Source organism: Paenibacillus polygoni, from assembly GCF_030263935.1.
Classification (GTDB): domain Bacteria; phylum Bacillota; class Bacilli; order Paenibacillales; family Paenibacillaceae; genus Paenibacillus; species Paenibacillus polygoni.
Window position 1 is genome coordinate 4,263,732 of sequence record NZ_CP127162.1, and the last position, 15,824, is coordinate 4,279,555.

Consider the following 15,824-nt stretch of genomic DNA (forward strand, 5'->3'; position numbering starts at 1 on the left):
ACCTTCGTTCCTTTCCTATTGGGTATTCTCCTGTGAGACAAAAAATTTTGAGATACCGGTCATATCAAATAATTTTTGAATATTTGCAGGCACTTCTTCAACTATAAAATTCGCATTCTTGCCATGTCTTACTTTTAAGATCGATAACAAGATACCGATTCCTGTACTATCAATGTATTTCAAGTCTTTCAGATTTACGATTAAGTCCTTTTCAGTGTCCCCCACGAGTGGTTCCATTGTATTCCGAAAATCAGGTGCAACCGAGAGATCAAGTTCTCCGCTCAGATATACCTTATTCGCATTGTCAACCGTTTCCGTACTTACATTAAACTTCTCATTTTTGTTTGTATTCATTAGACATCTCTCTCCCGATAAAAATGTTATCTATATTGAATTAACCTCAGGTATACGATATGAAACACTTTTTATCTCCCATCTTTTTCCTTAAAGTATGGAGGTTGCTCTGGAAGTATTATATGTCTGACGAAACTCACTTATTTTTTGTTTCACATTTGACATTTTGACAGGTTTACTAATGTAACCGTTCATTCCTTCCAGAATACAACGATCTTGTATTCCATCCATTACATTAGCCGTCATTGCTATAATCACAGGTTGAGGCCTATTTCTAAGCTCAGATCTAATCCGGCGAGTGCATTCAAGTCCGTCCATAATCGGCATCTGCAAATCCATGAAAATAAGATCATATGAATTCGTTAACGCCATCTCCAGCGCCTGACTTCCATCCTCAGCAATATCCGAAGACAAACCAAGTTTTTTCAGCATACTGGTCATTAACTTCTGATTGATCGGATGATCATCCACAACAAGAACGGTCGCTTTCGAATTTTCCTCTTCCTCAGAACCTTCTGAGAAATTAGGCAGTTCCTTATCTTCCAATAGTTGATTATAAGGAAGCATATTCACCGTAAATACAAAGGTAGCACCTCGCTCTTCCTCCGTATCCACTCGAATCGTTCCTCCCATCATATCCACTAGATTCTTACAAATAGCAAGACCAAGGCCTGTACCGCCGTATTTCCGCGTCATAGAAGAATCCAGCTGTGAAAATGGTTTAAACAAATGATCGGCTTTCTCCGGCGCAATGCCAATCCCTGTATCCTTTATTGTAAATTCGAGTACATAGCGGCACTGGGCAAACTCCTTAAGGGACGCCATTAAATACACTCCGCCACTCTCTGTAAACTTAATAGAATTGGCAATCAAGTTCGTAAGAATTTGTCGTAGTCGGGACATGTCTCCATAGAGAACACTAGGGATCGCCTCATCGATGAAGTAAACAAGTTCCAAGTTCTTTTTAGATGCTTCCACTTGAAACAAACTGTAAATTTCTTTAATACAAGAAGACAACTCGAATGGTTGTTGTTCAAGTTCCATCTTCCCAGATTCCATTTTTGTGAAATCCAAAATATCATTAATAATGACAACCAAAGCATCGGCACTGTTCCGAATGATTTCGGTATATTCTTTTTGTTCCTCTTGTAACTCTGTTTCCATGAGCAAATCAATCATTCCAATGACTCCATTCATCGGGGTTCTGATTTCATGACTCATCATCGCCAAGAACTCGGTCTTGGCTTGCACTGCAATTTCTGCTGCTTCTTTAGCCTGAACTAGCTCTTGGTTAATCCGTTCCAGTTCCATCGTTTTCTGCTGTAAGAGCATGGACTGAATTTTGAGACGTTTGTTGGATAAGTACATATCCACAAACCCCTCAATTTTGGATTTCAAGATTTGAGGAATAAAAGGTTTTACCATGTAATCAATCGCCCCTGCAGAATAACCAGCAAAAAGGTGCTCTGCCTCTTTGCTGTTCGCAGAAATAAAAATGATAGGGATATCTTTTGTTTTATCTCTAGCCTTGATTAATTTGGCTGTCTCTATTCCATCTAGACCAGGCATCTGCACATCCAGAACAATGACTGCAAAGTCATACTTCAGCAGGCATCTAAGCGCTTCTTCACCTGAAGTCGCTTTAACGAGAACATATTGCTCACTTTCGAGGACTGCCTCAAGAGCTAGCAGGTTCTCTGGACGGTCATCGACAAGTAAAATATGAATCGGTTCTTTCATCCCCATAGCCATGGTCCCCCTTACTACTTCAACTTACGATATATTTTTTCAACCCGATCCATCGGTTCATAATCTTCACTATAACCAGAGAAGTGAATCGACTCTTTTGATCCGAGTACCAGTACGCCAAGGCGACTCAAACTTTCATGAAACAAACCGTGTACATGACGCCGTAACTCGTCATTAAAATAAATCATCACATTTCTACAGAATATAACGTTAAATTCGTTAAAAGAACGGTCGGTTGCGAGATTATGTTCAGCGAAAATAATATTCTTTCGTAAATAAGGATGAAGCATGACCGAGTTATAACGCGCTGTATAATATTCAGAGAAAGCGCGAGTGCCTCCTGCTTCCATGTAATTTTTGGTATACAACTTCATTTTCTCAATTCCATATACGCCTTCTTTGGCCTGCTGAAGGGAGCGTTCATTCATGTCGGTGGCATAAATACGAGACTTCTCATAAAGCCCCTCTTCGTGAAGTAGAATCGCCATAGAATAAACTTCTTCTCCCGTAGAACAGCCGGCATGCCAAATTCGTATATAAGGATAAGTCCTAAGCAGCGGAACTACTTTCTCACGGAACATCTTGAACAAGCTGGGGTCACGAAACATTTCCGTAACGGGAATAGATAGACTTTGCACCAATTTCTTAAATGCAGCACGATCATGCAGTACCTTATGCTGAAGCTCAGATATTGAGTTCACATGTTCTGTATCCACATGATGAAGAATTCTCCTTCTCAGTGAAGGCATGGCATAGTTTCGAAAATCATATCCATATAAACGATGAATCCCTTCCAGAAGCAAATCGATCTCGATTTGCTCCCTTTCTTCCTGTACAGGTTTCTCTTCGAAAGGTCCTTCTGAAATGATCGTTTCCCCAGTTGTCATAAATTGCTCCACTTCCTTACTTTATACTTCCAATTATAAGTACAGAATTCAATTCTTTTAAATAAGGGTACTCACTCTTATACCCACTTTTTAAGCTTACGAATACAACCATACTCGCATTAGTGATAAAAGTTGATCCGTTTGTATCGGTTTTTTCACATAATCTGAGGCTCCCGCCTCTATACATTTGCCTCGGTCGTCTTTCATTGCCTTCGCTGTCAAAGCGATAATTGGCAATTTTTCAAACTCAGGAATTTGCCTGATTCGAGTCATCGCCTCATATCCATCCATTTCAGGCATCATCATATCCATCAAGACGAGATCATAATTTCGATTCTTTTCAAGAAGTTCTATCGCTTCTCTTCCGTTCTCGGCAAAAGTTACATCCATACGGTAGCCTTCCAGTACACTCGACAAAGCGAATACGTTACGAATATCGTCATCTACTAATAAAATTCGTTTACCTTCAAATAAAGTTTCCTTGTTATAAAGGTTTTGCAAAATCTTTCTCTTGTCTTCCGGCAAGTTTGCCTCTACCCGGTGTAAGAACAAAGTCGTCTCATCCAGCAATCGTTCGGGAGATTTAACATCCTTAATAATAATGGATTCAGCGTACTTACGCAGTTTCAGCTCTTCTTTACTATCCAGTTCCTTACCTGTGTAAATAATGATCGGAAGATCATTCAGCTGTGCGTCATCACGAATCTGATCCAACAGTTCAAATCCGGTTATATCCGTTAACATGAGGTCAAGCACCATGCAGTCATATCTTACTTTACGCAGTTCCTCAATTGCTTCTTTCCCCGTAGAAACTGCCGTTATGGCTACATCATCATGACCGATAAGTTCAATAATTGCATTACGCTGTATCTCGTCATCTTCTACAATAAGAAGTCGTTTCAGTGATTTATCTATATAGGATTCAATGTGGGCAAATGCCTGATCCAGTGATTCGCGGGTAGATGGTTTTTTCAGATAAGCAATCGCCCCCATCATAAGTCCCTGTTTAATTTCATCCATTACAGAAATCACATGTACCGGGATGTGACGTGTAGACAGATTTGCCTTCAATTCATTCAAGACACCCCAACCATCCATCACAGGAAGCTGAATATCAAGAATGATTGCATCTGGCAAGTAGCGTTTCGCCATCTCAAGACCAATGTCTCCTTGCAAAGCAACGAGTGCTTTGAAATCATGTTGTCTTGTCATATCGAGCAAAATGTTAGCAAATTTCGGGTCATCTTCGATAATGAGCATCACACGATCCCCGTTTTGAATATCTTCCCGATCATCTTTAATGTTGTTAACAACAGCTACGGACGAGGAAGATATTACTTTAGGCGGACTAGAAGGAATCGTCATTGATTTATCATAAATAACTCGATCCTGCTTAGCAAAACTTTCATGCGTCGCTGCTGATTCTTTATACTCATTCACTGCCCCATTAAGTTTCACAGCATCCTCTTCAAGAAGCGGCAAGAACAGAGTAAAGGTACTTCCTTCGCCTTCTTCTGAGCAGAGCTTAATTTCCCCGCCGAGCAGTTTAGCTAACTCTCTGCTGATGGATAACCCAAGTCCCGTGCCTCCATATTTCCTGCTTGTCGTTCCATCCACTTGCTGGAAGGCTTCAAAGACTAAATCAACTTTGTCTTGTGCAATTCCAATACCCGTATCTTTTACCGACATCGAAATATATGGAATATCAATATCAAGATATTCTGGCAGTTCTTTTCTCTCAGCCAGCTTCATATTGACCGTAATGGAACCAGATGTCGTGAATTTGAAAGCATTGGATAACAGATTACGTAGAATCTGTTTCACACGATGTCCATCGGACACAAAGGATGCTGGCAGACTCTCATCCGTTTTAAAATGAAGTTTCAGGTTTTTACTCATCGCTACAGGTGCAAAGTTCTGTTCCACGAAGCTCTGTAGATCAGAGAAGTTCACCTTCTCATGATTAACTTCCATTTTTCCAGACTCTACTTTAGATAAATCTAAAATTTCATCAATCATTTTCAAGAGATCCGCACCTGACATATAAATGGTTTGTGCATACTCTTTTTGTTTTGGTGTCAGGTTTCCATCTTTATTCTCTGTTAGAAGTTGAGATAGAATAAGCAAACTATTAAGCGGCGTTCTAAGCTCATGTGACATATTAGCAAGGAATTCCGATTTGTATTTCGACGTAATGGAGAGCTGCATCGCTTGCTGCTCAAGTTGACGTTTGGTAATTTCTATCTGTTCGTTTTTCTCTTCTACCTGCTGTACTTGTTCTTCAAGCGCTCTCGTCTTACCAAGAAGTTCGGTATTAAAATGCTCCAATTCTTCCTGTTGCCGCTGGAGTAGCTCTTCCGAACGTTTGAGTTCTTCTGCTTGTTCTCCCAAACTTTCGTTCGAACGGCGCAGTTCCTCTTGCTGGGTTTGAAGTTCCTCGGATTGCATTTGAAGTTCTTCTGTCAGAGCCTGTGACTCACGTAAGAGCTCTTCCACACGGATACGACGATTAATATTGTTAATGATAACGCCGATATTATTGACAAGCTGCTCAAACAGCTGTCTTTGCATGAAAGTAAGCGGTTCGAACGAAGCGACCTCCACTACCCCAAGCATCTCTTCTTCAAATAAAATAGGTCTAATCAGAATGCTGGCAGGTGTAGAATGGCCAAGTCCTGATCCAATTTTTAAATAGCCATCAGGAGCTTCGCTGAGTTCGATCACTTTCTTATCGAGTGCGCTTTGTCCAACAAGCCCTTCTCCAATTTTGAAGGTAGATTTGCTATTTGTATCTCCCCCATCAAAAGCATAAGCTCCATAACACTTTAACTCGTCTGGATGTTTATTCTCATCATGAAGATACACAGCACCGTAATTCACCCCAATAATAGGTGCAAATTCACTTATAAATAACTGGGATACTTGTTCTGTTGATCCTACGCCCCGAAGTAGATCCGTAATCCGAGCCATATTGCCATTAAGCCAGTTTTGGTCCTCTTGAGCTCTCGTATATTCTTGCTCTAATAGCTGCTTTTGTTCCAGATCTTCAGCCATGTCTTTAAACACACGGGCAATCTGACCAATTTCGTCTTTCGTCTTGACTTTGATTCTTCGAATCGTACGGAATCTTCCTTTCCCAAAACTTTGAATCATCATCGAAACGGTACTTAACCCTTTTGTAATACTAGGAATAACCCAAAGAATAATAGCAAGAGCGATAAGTAAACCTGCTGCCAAAAGGCTGCCGAGCCACTGTACTGTGTTATTCATTTTTTCTTTAGCGGCATCAATTTCCTGATCTATTAATAAGTCCTGATAATCGTTCAGTTCCGTTAAACTACTCAGTGTAGCCAGCTGTGTTGCTCCCCCTGCATTATTCCGATAGGAGTTAGCTTCTGCCACTTTTCCTTCTTCAAGCAATTCCATAACACGAATGGTGTAGTCCTCAAAATTTTGAAGATTCTCTTTTACTTCACTTACCAGACGGTGTTCCTCTGGTGTAACCGCACGTTCCTCAATTTCTTCAAAATTCTTATTTGCGCTTGCTTTTTTATCATCCATCTTCGTGGTTGCGGACTGTAATGTATTTGCATCTGGATTCATCATAGCTGTGGCAAGATAAAAGGCAACATCATTCACATCTGCACGTACACCTGAAGTGTACCTAGTCTTCATATATCGATCATTATACATATTATCGATTTCGTTCTTCATGTTGTTGGTGGCATTAAAACTGAGCATGGTAAGCACAAGTAATATCGCCATCATTGCACTGAAGCCAACAAGCAATCGAGTGCGTATTTTCATTCTTTTATTCTCCTTTTAGTGAAATCCATACCAAACAAATATCATCTTCATGTTCTTTCGTCACTTCTTCATCAAAGAACGTCTGACGCATCTCTTGCTCATCAAAATTGTGGTCCTTACTTAAGCGCTCTTTCAAAAATGCAAGCTGCTCTTCTGTTTCTCCATCCACCGCTTCAAGCAGCCCATCTGTATACATCGCAATATGACTATCTCCTGTATAATAGACGGTGTGAGTTTCTGCCTCCATCGTATCAAAAAGCCCCACAGGATGCGTAACGCGGTCAAGTGAAATCACTTCACCATTCCCTTCAAAAAGCAGTGCGGGAGGATGCCCGGCATTGACGTAATCAATCCGCATTTCATTCGTGTCAATCACAAGATATATAGCTGTGAAATAGTACATAACCAGCTGATCATCCAAATAAAGTTGATTAAACCTTCGGTTTAATTCCTTCATGACCCGGTCTGGTTCAATATAAGTCGTTACTGTATCTTTTAAAACAGAAGCAATAAACATACAAAAGAGTGACGAGGAAATTCCATGCCCCATCATATCCAGCAATATAACCCCGTATCTTCCTTTCCCAAGCGGATACCAAGCATATAAATCTCCTGCAAGTTCAGCGGATGGTTGATATAAAGCATTCACTGTAAACTTAGGGTCTTCAATAGCGGGACTAAGCACCGCATTCTGAACAAGACTGGCTAGTTTTAATTCATCTTGGATCCGTTGGTCTCGCTCTTTACGCCAATCTTTCTCCTGCTTTAGACGTAAAGCAAGACGAATGCGGGCCATGAGTTCCACTTTGTTAATTGGCTTCGTAACATAATCTACCGCTCCTACATCAAGAGCTTCAGCTAGTTTCTTAGAATCACCGACAGCCGTTACCATAATGATCGGAATATCTTTAAGATGAGGATAAGTTTGTACAATACGACAAGCTTCAATTCCATCCATTTCTGGCATCATCATATCCAGCAAAATGAGATCTACATCCGGTTCCTCCGCCGTATCGGATGGGAGATCTTTATTCGCCCCTCGAACTTGAACCCCTAATACATCAAACATCTCAAAAGCTGATTTCGCAGTAACGATATTTTTATAATGTTCTTTCTTTAAAATTTCACGAATGATAATTACATTGGTCGGATTGTCGTCTACTATAAGTATTCTCATAACCCTCTCCTTCTACTAGCAATAATTATACTAGGGTCTTGTTTTCTGTAACAGAAATAATATACTTTCTTAACTATAGCAAATTTTAAAGAGATAAGATATTTAAGATAAACGTTCTCTTTCTTTATACAGCTGTATAAAGTAACACCCTTTCTTTAAACGCACAGAAAGGAATGGGAGTATATCTCCCATTCCTTGCCCTCGTATTTTTATATTTACTTCATTTAGGTATATGCAGAATCTATACACTACGCACAGCTATGACAAGAACCTTACCTTTATCAAGCTCTCTTTCGTAATATTCTGCTTCCGTTTCCGTAAATCCAATGGATACAATTTTAGCGCGAAGTTCATCTCCTCGGGAGCGGAACAAATTGGCAATTGAATCGATTACGCCTTCTTCTTTTAAACCAATCTCCTTCGCATTTGCTTTATCAGCAATTCGATCCGTTCGATCCTCACTATGTGCGAGTACGAAAATATCTTTCGCTAGATAATCTGAGTTACGAAGTTCATTTACCGTTTCCACTGCCTGAATGCCGTTCTCAACGAGTTTAGCATACGCTTTCGAATTCGTTGCTTTCATGATATTCACGCTCCTTAGAAACCTCAAATCTTTCAGATTTGTTTATATTATATATAAACGATCCTATTTCTTTTGAAACCCTGATTTATTTTATTAAAAAGAGGCTTCATCAAAAAATTCTACATGTTTCAGATGCTGGTTTTCGTCCAAATAGACTTTTACTGCCTGATGACCTTTAATGTACACATCTCCATCTTCAGAAGCGAAGTCTGGTTTTCCAAGTGTGTGTTTAATACTGCGCGGAGTAAGTTCCATGTATACATCATTTACCTTTAAGTAAGCTGCATCTTTCTGCACCTGAATATAGGAAACCGTTCCATCTATAATACCGATGGTCACATCATCATAAATAAACTCTCTGCTACCAAGCAGTAAGTCTTCTTTTGTTTGTCCCGGGTACCCTTTCTTGCTCAGCACCTCTGACTTGGTATCTTGTAGAGAAATATCATTTACCGTTTTGAATTCATCTTGTTGCTCAATTGGCAGTATTTGAGTTGGTGCCGACTTCTTTACCGCCAACTCTACTGATTGATTGCCTTGCCACATTGCGGCAGGTTCAGCCGTAGGTTGAACGGAAAAGGGAGATGTGAGCGCCAACACAAGCAGAATGTTTTGTAACATCATCTCTCACCCTTTCTTCTTCTCCTGATGCTGTACCATCCTGCCGCACGGACGTTTATCCTGTTAGGGACCCTTGTTATATCGCTATGGCAAGATTTCCTACATAAATCGTATTTATTAAAAATTAGCGTCTGATTTTGTTCCAAGTATCTGCAGCAATATCCACATAATTGAGCCACTTTTTACTTGTTGAATTCTCATGATGAGCAAGACTTGGGGTTACGATTCCTGCAGAAGTTCCTCCCGCAGCAGGCAAAGCTTTTACTTCCGAAGCTTGTTTTTCTGCTGCACGGCTGCTTCTTACTGCATTACCGGATTCTTTTTTGTGTTGAAACTTACTCATTACCGTACTTGATACTTGTTTAGCAGCGCCTGTTACTTCTGCAAGCACTTCACCTAGATTTTTCACAGAAACCATGACAGGATCAATTTGTTTCATTTTTTGTTCCACATCTACTGTAATTTCATTAGCATGACGAACGGTTTGTTTTACCTCATAACCTAATTCATCGATCGTACCTTGAACTTCCTTCAATGTTTTGGATACGTTATCCAGGGATTCTTGAGCTGTCTTTAATGTCTTAATCAAGAAGACAACCAGTACAGCAAAAGCAATCGCAATAATAGCTACGCTAATTTGCCACAACATATACACAACCTCGCTTTCGTTTCTTCATCATTAGTGTTTGTTATTCGAGAATTACCCGCCATGTACCATCTCGAAACAAGAGGGCAAGCTCCGTGAAATATAAAATTACTAAATTATTTTTAGAAGCATATATCTATAATTCGAAGGGGAAATTCAAACATCGCTGACTCTTACTTCGTGCTCTTCTCTTTTTGTTTCACCAGAAGTTCACTCGGTTAATGAGAACTACGAAACGAAAAGGAATTGCTGCTAATCAATCGGAACTGTCCTACTCATACATAACAATCTATAGGATCGTTCTAAGGGCCGCTTCTGAATTTCTTGTCGTAATACAAAAATAGAAAGGATTGATTCTCATGCTAAAATGGACTCTTATCTTTTTAATTATTGCCGTTGTTGCAGGTATCTTCGGATTCTTTGGTATCGTAGAGGCAGCAGCTTCCATTGCTAAAGTGCTCTTCTTTATCTTCTTGGTACTCTTCGTTATTTCTCTTATTATGGGGAAAACACGAGCCTGACGGGTTATAAAACCTAAATAAATCAATTTCATAACTCATTAAAATGATGAATTTGTAACTATATATAGACAAACAAAACCATTTTGATCTATATATACCCCTGATTAAAGCAACTAAAGGTATTATGAAGTTGATTCAAATAAACACATAAAAAAAGCTGTTAGCCTTTGCTAGCAGCTTTTTTTTATGTGTTCAAACAAGGAAAATACATCTAATGGATAAATATTCAATTAATTGTTATTTTCTGTGTTTCAATTCCTAGCTAAGTTGGTTATTGTTATCACAGAACAAACCATTACATATATCCTTAGGAGGAAAACAAATGAAAAAATTGATTTCTATTACAGCAGCCCTCGCCCTTACCGCTTCTTTCGCAGGAGCTGCAAGTGCAGCAACGGAAACAACAGAAACAACAACTACCCCAACTACGAATGCGGTAACTGTTTCCACCGAGACACCAAGTACTACTACAACAACTACTACAACTACTACTCCAAATGCTACTACTGCAGAAACGACTGACTCTAACGAGGCAACGACTACTACTGTTGTTTCTACTGAGAAAACCGAAGATACGGTCCTTGTAAAACCAGGCGATGGTATTGACCTTCCACTGATTCCTTTGGAAATTACAAAAACAACCTATTTCTATGATACACCGAACGGAAAAGCCCTTGGTGCTCTGAGTGCACAATTCGTTTCCGTTACAGGTAACGAAATTACGAACCGAATCACTGGGGATACATGGGTTGAGATTTACACATGGAAAGGTGCTGCATGGGTGAACACAGGAAAATAACCTGATCCCATTTAAAATTCGTCCTTTATAACATACGTAAGGGTGCCCGCTGTAAGTGATAAACTTTCAGCGGGCACCCTTTTTTTTGTAACATCCATTCGATTCGATCAATGAGTTCTCAGTGCATCGTCATTTTAGGTTCTACATGCACATGAACATGCATAATGTTATGGTGCCGTTTCATATTTTCTTCAATGGTGTCACTAATTTGATGTCCTTCCACCAGACTCAAACTCGGGTCTACTTCTACCACAACATCGACCATAACATGGCTTCCATATAGTCTTGCTTTTACATCCTTAATTCCTTGGACTCCGGAAGTTTTGGCAATTGTGCTTCGTAAATCAAGGAGTTCTTCTTCGTTAAAACCATCCGTTAAACTATGCGTTGACTCTCTAAATATATCCCAGGCCGTCTTACAAATTAAGAGACCGACAACAAAAGCAGCTACCGTATCAAGCCATGGCAAGCCAAGCTGTGCCCCGAGTATACCAATCCCTGCACCTACACTGACCAAGGCATCCGATAGGTTATCTTTGGCAGCTGCCATAAGTGCCTGACTTTTGATTTCCCTTGCAAGTTTACGATTGTAAAGATAAACAAAAATCATGACAATGGCTGAAATCGCTGCTACTGCAGCCGACCAAGCGTTCGGAATTTCTCTGTTTCCTTCGAATAATCCTTTGCCTGCTTCAATCAATACCTGAATACCAACCATGGCCATAATAAAAGAAGCCACCATTGCCGCTACCGTTTCTGCACGAAAATGTCCATAAGCGTGATCTGAATCAGGTGGTTTTCTTGAAATTTTAAGGCCAATCAGTACAGCTATGGATGCGACAATGTCAGTCATGTTATTAAGACCATCGGCTTTCAGCGCACTAGAATTAAATAGGAACCCACAAAATAATTTAAAAGCAGACAAGACAAGATAAGCTCCGATACTGATCCAGGCACCGCGCTCTCCTCTTTTTATATCTTCATATGCGTTCAACGAAAAAGACACTCCCTCAAATTAACTTTATCCATAAAAACGATAAGTCGGTAAACATGGTCTACCTATGTTACCAAACGGTAAGCGAGTGGGTCTACAGAAACAGTGTTGCCATCCCACATCGCTGTAGTCAGTGTGAAAAATTGTTGCTTTATAGCAGGGCTGTATGATTAGATAAACTTTTTTTCATTAGTGCAACTATACTTTGCTTCCTTTAAACCTACTTTAACTATTCTTTCCCTTGTTCCCGTATTTAAAAACGTATAAAATGAGATGGATATCAGATAAGTAATCTAAACATCTCTTAGGAGGATGTATCGTATGAGCGAAGATCAAGAACAGCGCAAAATAAGCCTGGCTGATGCAATTAAACAAAAGCTGGCACAGAAGAAAGAACAAGCTTCTTCGGGAAATCGTGGTGGATTTCAAAGCGCAGGAACCAAAAAATTGGTCAGTCAAAATAACAAAAAACCAAATAACCAACGCCGTCGTACTGGCGGTTCATAAAAGGTTCTCTGTTAACAGCCTAAAAAAGTCCGTATCTCTTCATTAGAGATACGGACTTTTTGTATTATATACAGCTAAGCTAGACTTATACTTCTGCTGGGTACATTTGAGCACGAAGCTGTTTTACTTCTTCACTATCAAGATACTCATCGTAACTCATTGTACGATCAATTACGCCATTTGGTGTAATTTCAATGATACGATTCGCGATGGTTTGAATGAACTGATGGTCATGGGAAGTAAATAGAATTGTACCATCAAAATCAATCAAGCCATTATTCAGTGCTGTGATGGATTCAAGGTCAAGGTGATTCGTCGGCTCATCCAAAATCAGTACATTCGCACCGTTAAGCATCATTTTGGAAAGCATACAACGAACTTTTTCTCCCCCGGAAAGTACACTTGCTTTCTTAAGTGCTTCTTCTCCGGAGAACAGCATACGTCCCAAGAATCCGCGCAAGAATGTTTCTTCCTGATCTTTAGAAAATTGGCGCAGCCACTCCACCAGATTCAGATCAACACCGTCAAAATATTTAGAGTTGTCTTTCGGGAAGTAAGCTTGAGTTGTCGTAACACCCCATGCAAATTCGCCTGAATCTGCTTCTGTTTCGTTCATGAGCACTTCAAACAATGTAGATTTAGGCAAGCTGTTAGGCCCAACAAAAGCAATTTTGTCTCCTTTGTTTACTACAAAGCTCAGGTCATCAATTACTTTCTCACCTTCTACCGTTTTAACAAGGCGATCTACGGTAAGCAGCTGTTTTCCAGCTTCGCGTTCTGGTTTGAAGTTAATAAACGGATATTTCCGGTTGGACGGACGAATATCATCTAATTGGATCTTCTCGAGTTGTTTTTTACGAGAAGTTGCTTGCTTGGATTTCGAAGCGTTCGCGGAGAAACGCTGAATAAACGCTTGAAGTTCTTTCATTTTCTCTTCTTTTTTCTTGTTTGCATCACGCTGCAAAGCAAGTGCAAGCTGACTTGATTCATACCAGAAGTCATAGTTACCTACATAAAGCTGGATTTTACCAAAGTCGATGTCAGCGATATGCGTACATACTTTATTCAGGAAGTGACGGTCATGGGATACGACAATAACAGTACCTTCGTAATCCATGAGGAAGTTCTCAAGCCACTGAATGGATTCCAGATCCAAATAGTTGGTAGGCTCATCGAGCAGAAGGTTATTCGGGTTACCGAATAAGGCTTGTGCTAGGAGAACACGCACTTTTTCATTACCGCTCAGGTCTGCCATTTTGCTATCGTGCAATTCACGAGGAATACCTAGACCGATCAGAAGCGCAGCAGCATCCGGCTCAGCATCCCACCCGTTCAGCTCAGCGAATTCACCTTCAAGTTCACCTGCACGCAGTCCATCTTCTTCTGTAAAATCAGATTTAGCATACAGTGCGTCTTTTTCTTTCATAATTCCGTAGAGTTTCGTGTGACCCATAATTACGGTCTCCAGCACTGGGTACTGGTCATATTCGTAATGGTTCTGTTTCAGTACAGCCATGCGCTCACCCGGAGTCATGTGTACTTCTCCTTGGTTTGGTTCAATCTCACCGGACAAAATTTTCAGAAATGTAGATTTACCTGCTCCATTTGCACCAATAAGACCATAGCAGTTACCTGGTGTAAACTTAATGTTTACATCTTCAAATAATGCACGTTTTCCGTAGCGGAGTGTTATGCCGCTTGTACTAATCATGTTAGAAATCCCATCCTTTTATATGAAATTAAATTTATTTCTTAATTGAATCGTAAGGTTCTATGCATGCCTAATGTGCACACTTCAACCATTAAGCCGCATTTACCCGTATGGCAACATATTATAGCATAAATATGATGAAGTTTCTCAATTTACCATAGGAATACATACTTTTTGGATTTATTTCAATCCTCATGTACAATTAAGTGAGATTATTAACAGCTTAATATCATTTTTATATATATGAACGGAGGTATTTTAAACTTATGAAAATTATATCTATTGAACCTACGCCTAGTCCGAATACGATGATGCTTCACCTTAATGAACAACTTGAAGCGGGAATTCGAAAAACATATACGCTTGATAATGAACGCTCTGCTCCTGCTTTTATTCGTCAAATGCTTCACATTAGCGGAGTCAAGAGTGTGTTTCACACCGCAGGTTTTGTAGCACTTGATCGTAAAGGAAATGCAGATTGGTCTGAAATCCTTGGAGAGGTTCAAAACAAACTGGGTCAAGAAGGCGCTGAATTAAGCTGGACCCAGCCTGATGACGCTGCTGGTGAACATTTTGGTGAAGCTGAGGTGTTTGTTCAATTCTTCCGCGGTATTCCCATGCAAATCCGGGTGAAATCCGGTTCTCAAGAAGAACGGATCTCTTTATCAGATCGTTTTGTCAAAGCTGTCACAGAAGTCGCTTCCAGCACCCTCATTAAAGAACGTAAATTAACTGATTACGGAGTACGCTATGGCGAACTGCCTGATATTGCTCGGGAAGTAGAACAAGAACTTGAAGCCGCATTTCCACAGGAACGACTCATTAAAGTCATTGATCAAGCTATTGCTCACGGTGCCAATCAAGAGGAATTTATAGAGCAGCGTCGGGATCTTACAGATGATGAAATTAAGGCAGCACTACAAAATGAGGACTGGCGCGTTCGTTATGCAGCTTTAGATCAAATGGAGCCCTCTTCAGAACGAATCGAGATGATCCATACAGCTCTGCAGGATGAAAAAATGCAAATTCGCCGCCTTGCGATCATCTATCTTGGTGATCTAAAGACACCAGAAGCGCAGGAACTATTATATGAAGCAATGCAAGATAAATCACCTGCCGTTCGCCGGACTGCCGGGGATACGCTGTCTGATATTGGGGATGCAGCTGCCACACCTGTCATGATTCCAGCTCTCAAGGACAGCAGCAAACTTGTTCGCTGGCGGGCTGCGCGTTTTCTTTATGAAGTAGGAACCGAGGACGCGAAAGAAGCCCTCCAAGAAGCAGTAGAAGATCCTGAATTTGAAGTCAGTCTTCAAGCGAGAATGGCTCTTGAACGTATTGAATCCGGTGAAGAAGCTGCGGGAACGATATGGCAGCAAATGGCCGGTCGTAATAAAAACTAATTTCACACTTAGCTCACATTAAAGGGATTTTGTACCATTGATTTAGAAGTATCCTTCCTTTA

At 40.3% G+C, this 15,824-nt stretch carries 14 protein-coding genes; 4 read left to right on the forward strand and 10 right to left on the reverse strand.

From position 1 onward, the window contains the following. Positions 1–15: 15 nt before the first annotated feature. From QPK24_RS20475 to QPK24_RS20510, 8 genes are all read right to left on the reverse strand, one after another. A complete protein-coding gene (locus tag QPK24_RS20475; protein WP_285744280.1) occupies positions 16–354 on the reverse strand; it encodes an STAS domain-containing protein in 339 nt (112 codons plus the stop codon). A 90-nt stretch (positions 355–444) separates the two neighbouring features. Continuing rightward, complete coding sequence (locus QPK24_RS20480) at positions 445–2,100, reverse strand: response regulator (protein WP_285744282.1); 1,656 nt, start codon at positions 2,098–2,100, stop codon at positions 445–447. Positions 2,101–2,117: 17 nt separating this feature from the next. Continuing rightward, the gene (locus QPK24_RS20485; RefSeq protein WP_285744284.1) at positions 2,118–2,990 is read right to left on the reverse strand and encodes a CheR family methyltransferase; all 873 of its coding nucleotides are present in this window, start codon (positions 2,988–2,990) and stop codon (positions 2,118–2,120) included. Between the two features lie 96 nt (positions 2,991–3,086). After that, positions 3,087–6,797 (reverse strand): response regulator, encoded by a 3,711-nt coding sequence (locus tag QPK24_RS20490; RefSeq protein WP_285744286.1) that lies wholly within the window; start codon positions 6,795–6,797, stop codon positions 3,087–3,089. A gap of 4 nt (positions 6,798–6,801) precedes the next feature. After that, complete coding sequence (locus QPK24_RS20495) at positions 6,802–7,974, reverse strand: SpoIIE family protein phosphatase (RefSeq protein WP_285744288.1); 1,173 nt, start codon at positions 7,972–7,974, stop codon at positions 6,802–6,804. Between the two features lie 241 nt (positions 7,975–8,215). Continuing rightward, positions 8,216–8,560: a YflT domain-containing protein gene (locus tag QPK24_RS20500; RefSeq protein ID WP_285744290.1), complete on the reverse strand. Its 345-nt coding sequence runs from the start codon at positions 8,558–8,560 to the stop codon at positions 8,216–8,218. Between the two features lie 93 nt (positions 8,561–8,653). Continuing rightward, positions 8,654–9,184 (reverse strand): hypothetical protein, encoded by a 531-nt coding sequence (locus tag QPK24_RS20505; RefSeq protein WP_285744292.1) that lies wholly within the window; start codon positions 9,182–9,184, stop codon positions 8,654–8,656. A 121-nt stretch (positions 9,185–9,305) separates the two neighbouring features. Next, a complete protein-coding gene (locus tag QPK24_RS20510; RefSeq protein ID WP_285744294.1) occupies positions 9,306–9,830 on the reverse strand; it encodes a DUF948 domain-containing protein in 525 nt (174 codons plus the stop codon). Between the two features lie 356 nt (positions 9,831–10,186). Here QPK24_RS20510 and QPK24_RS20515 point away from each other — a divergent pair, with 356 nt between their 5' ends. Together QPK24_RS20515 and QPK24_RS20520 are read left to right on the forward strand one after the other, a co-directional pair. Further along, positions 10,187–10,348 carry a DUF1328 domain-containing protein gene (locus tag QPK24_RS20515; RefSeq protein ID WP_160035785.1) on the forward strand — a complete coding sequence of 54 codons (162 nt, stop codon included), beginning with the start codon at positions 10,187–10,189 and terminating at the stop codon, positions 10,346–10,348. A 322-nt stretch (positions 10,349–10,670) separates the two neighbouring features. Continuing rightward, entirely contained in the window at positions 10,671–11,147 is a 477-nt protein-coding gene (locus QPK24_RS20520; protein ID WP_285744296.1) for a hypothetical protein, read from the forward strand. Positions 11,148–11,265: 118 nt separating this feature from the next. Here QPK24_RS20520 and QPK24_RS20525 read toward each other — a convergent pair whose 3' ends face one another. Further along, positions 11,266–12,141: a cation diffusion facilitator family transporter gene (locus tag QPK24_RS20525; protein ID WP_285744297.1), complete on the reverse strand. Its 876-nt coding sequence runs from the start codon at positions 12,139–12,141 to the stop codon at positions 11,266–11,268. Between the two features lie 321 nt (positions 12,142–12,462). Here QPK24_RS20525 and QPK24_RS20530 point away from each other — a divergent pair, with 321 nt between their 5' ends. Next, a complete protein-coding gene (locus tag QPK24_RS20530; RefSeq protein ID WP_160035779.1) occupies positions 12,463–12,648 on the forward strand; it encodes a hypothetical protein in 186 nt (61 codons plus the stop codon). Between the two features lie 85 nt (positions 12,649–12,733). On the opposite strand, the gene QPK24_RS20535 is transcribed toward QPK24_RS20530, so the two are convergent. Then, positions 12,734–14,359, reverse strand: a complete 1,626-nt coding sequence (locus QPK24_RS20535; protein WP_285744301.1) for an ABC-F family ATP-binding cassette domain-containing protein — start codon at positions 14,357–14,359, stop codon at positions 12,734–12,736. A 266-nt stretch (positions 14,360–14,625) separates the two neighbouring features. Here QPK24_RS20535 and QPK24_RS20540 point away from each other — a divergent pair, with 266 nt between their 5' ends. Then, on the forward strand, positions 14,626–15,762 hold the full coding sequence (locus QPK24_RS20540; RefSeq protein ID WP_285744302.1) for a virulence factor: 1,137 nt from the start codon (positions 14,626–14,628) through the stop codon (positions 15,760–15,762). Positions 15,763–15,824 lie beyond the last annotated feature (62 nt).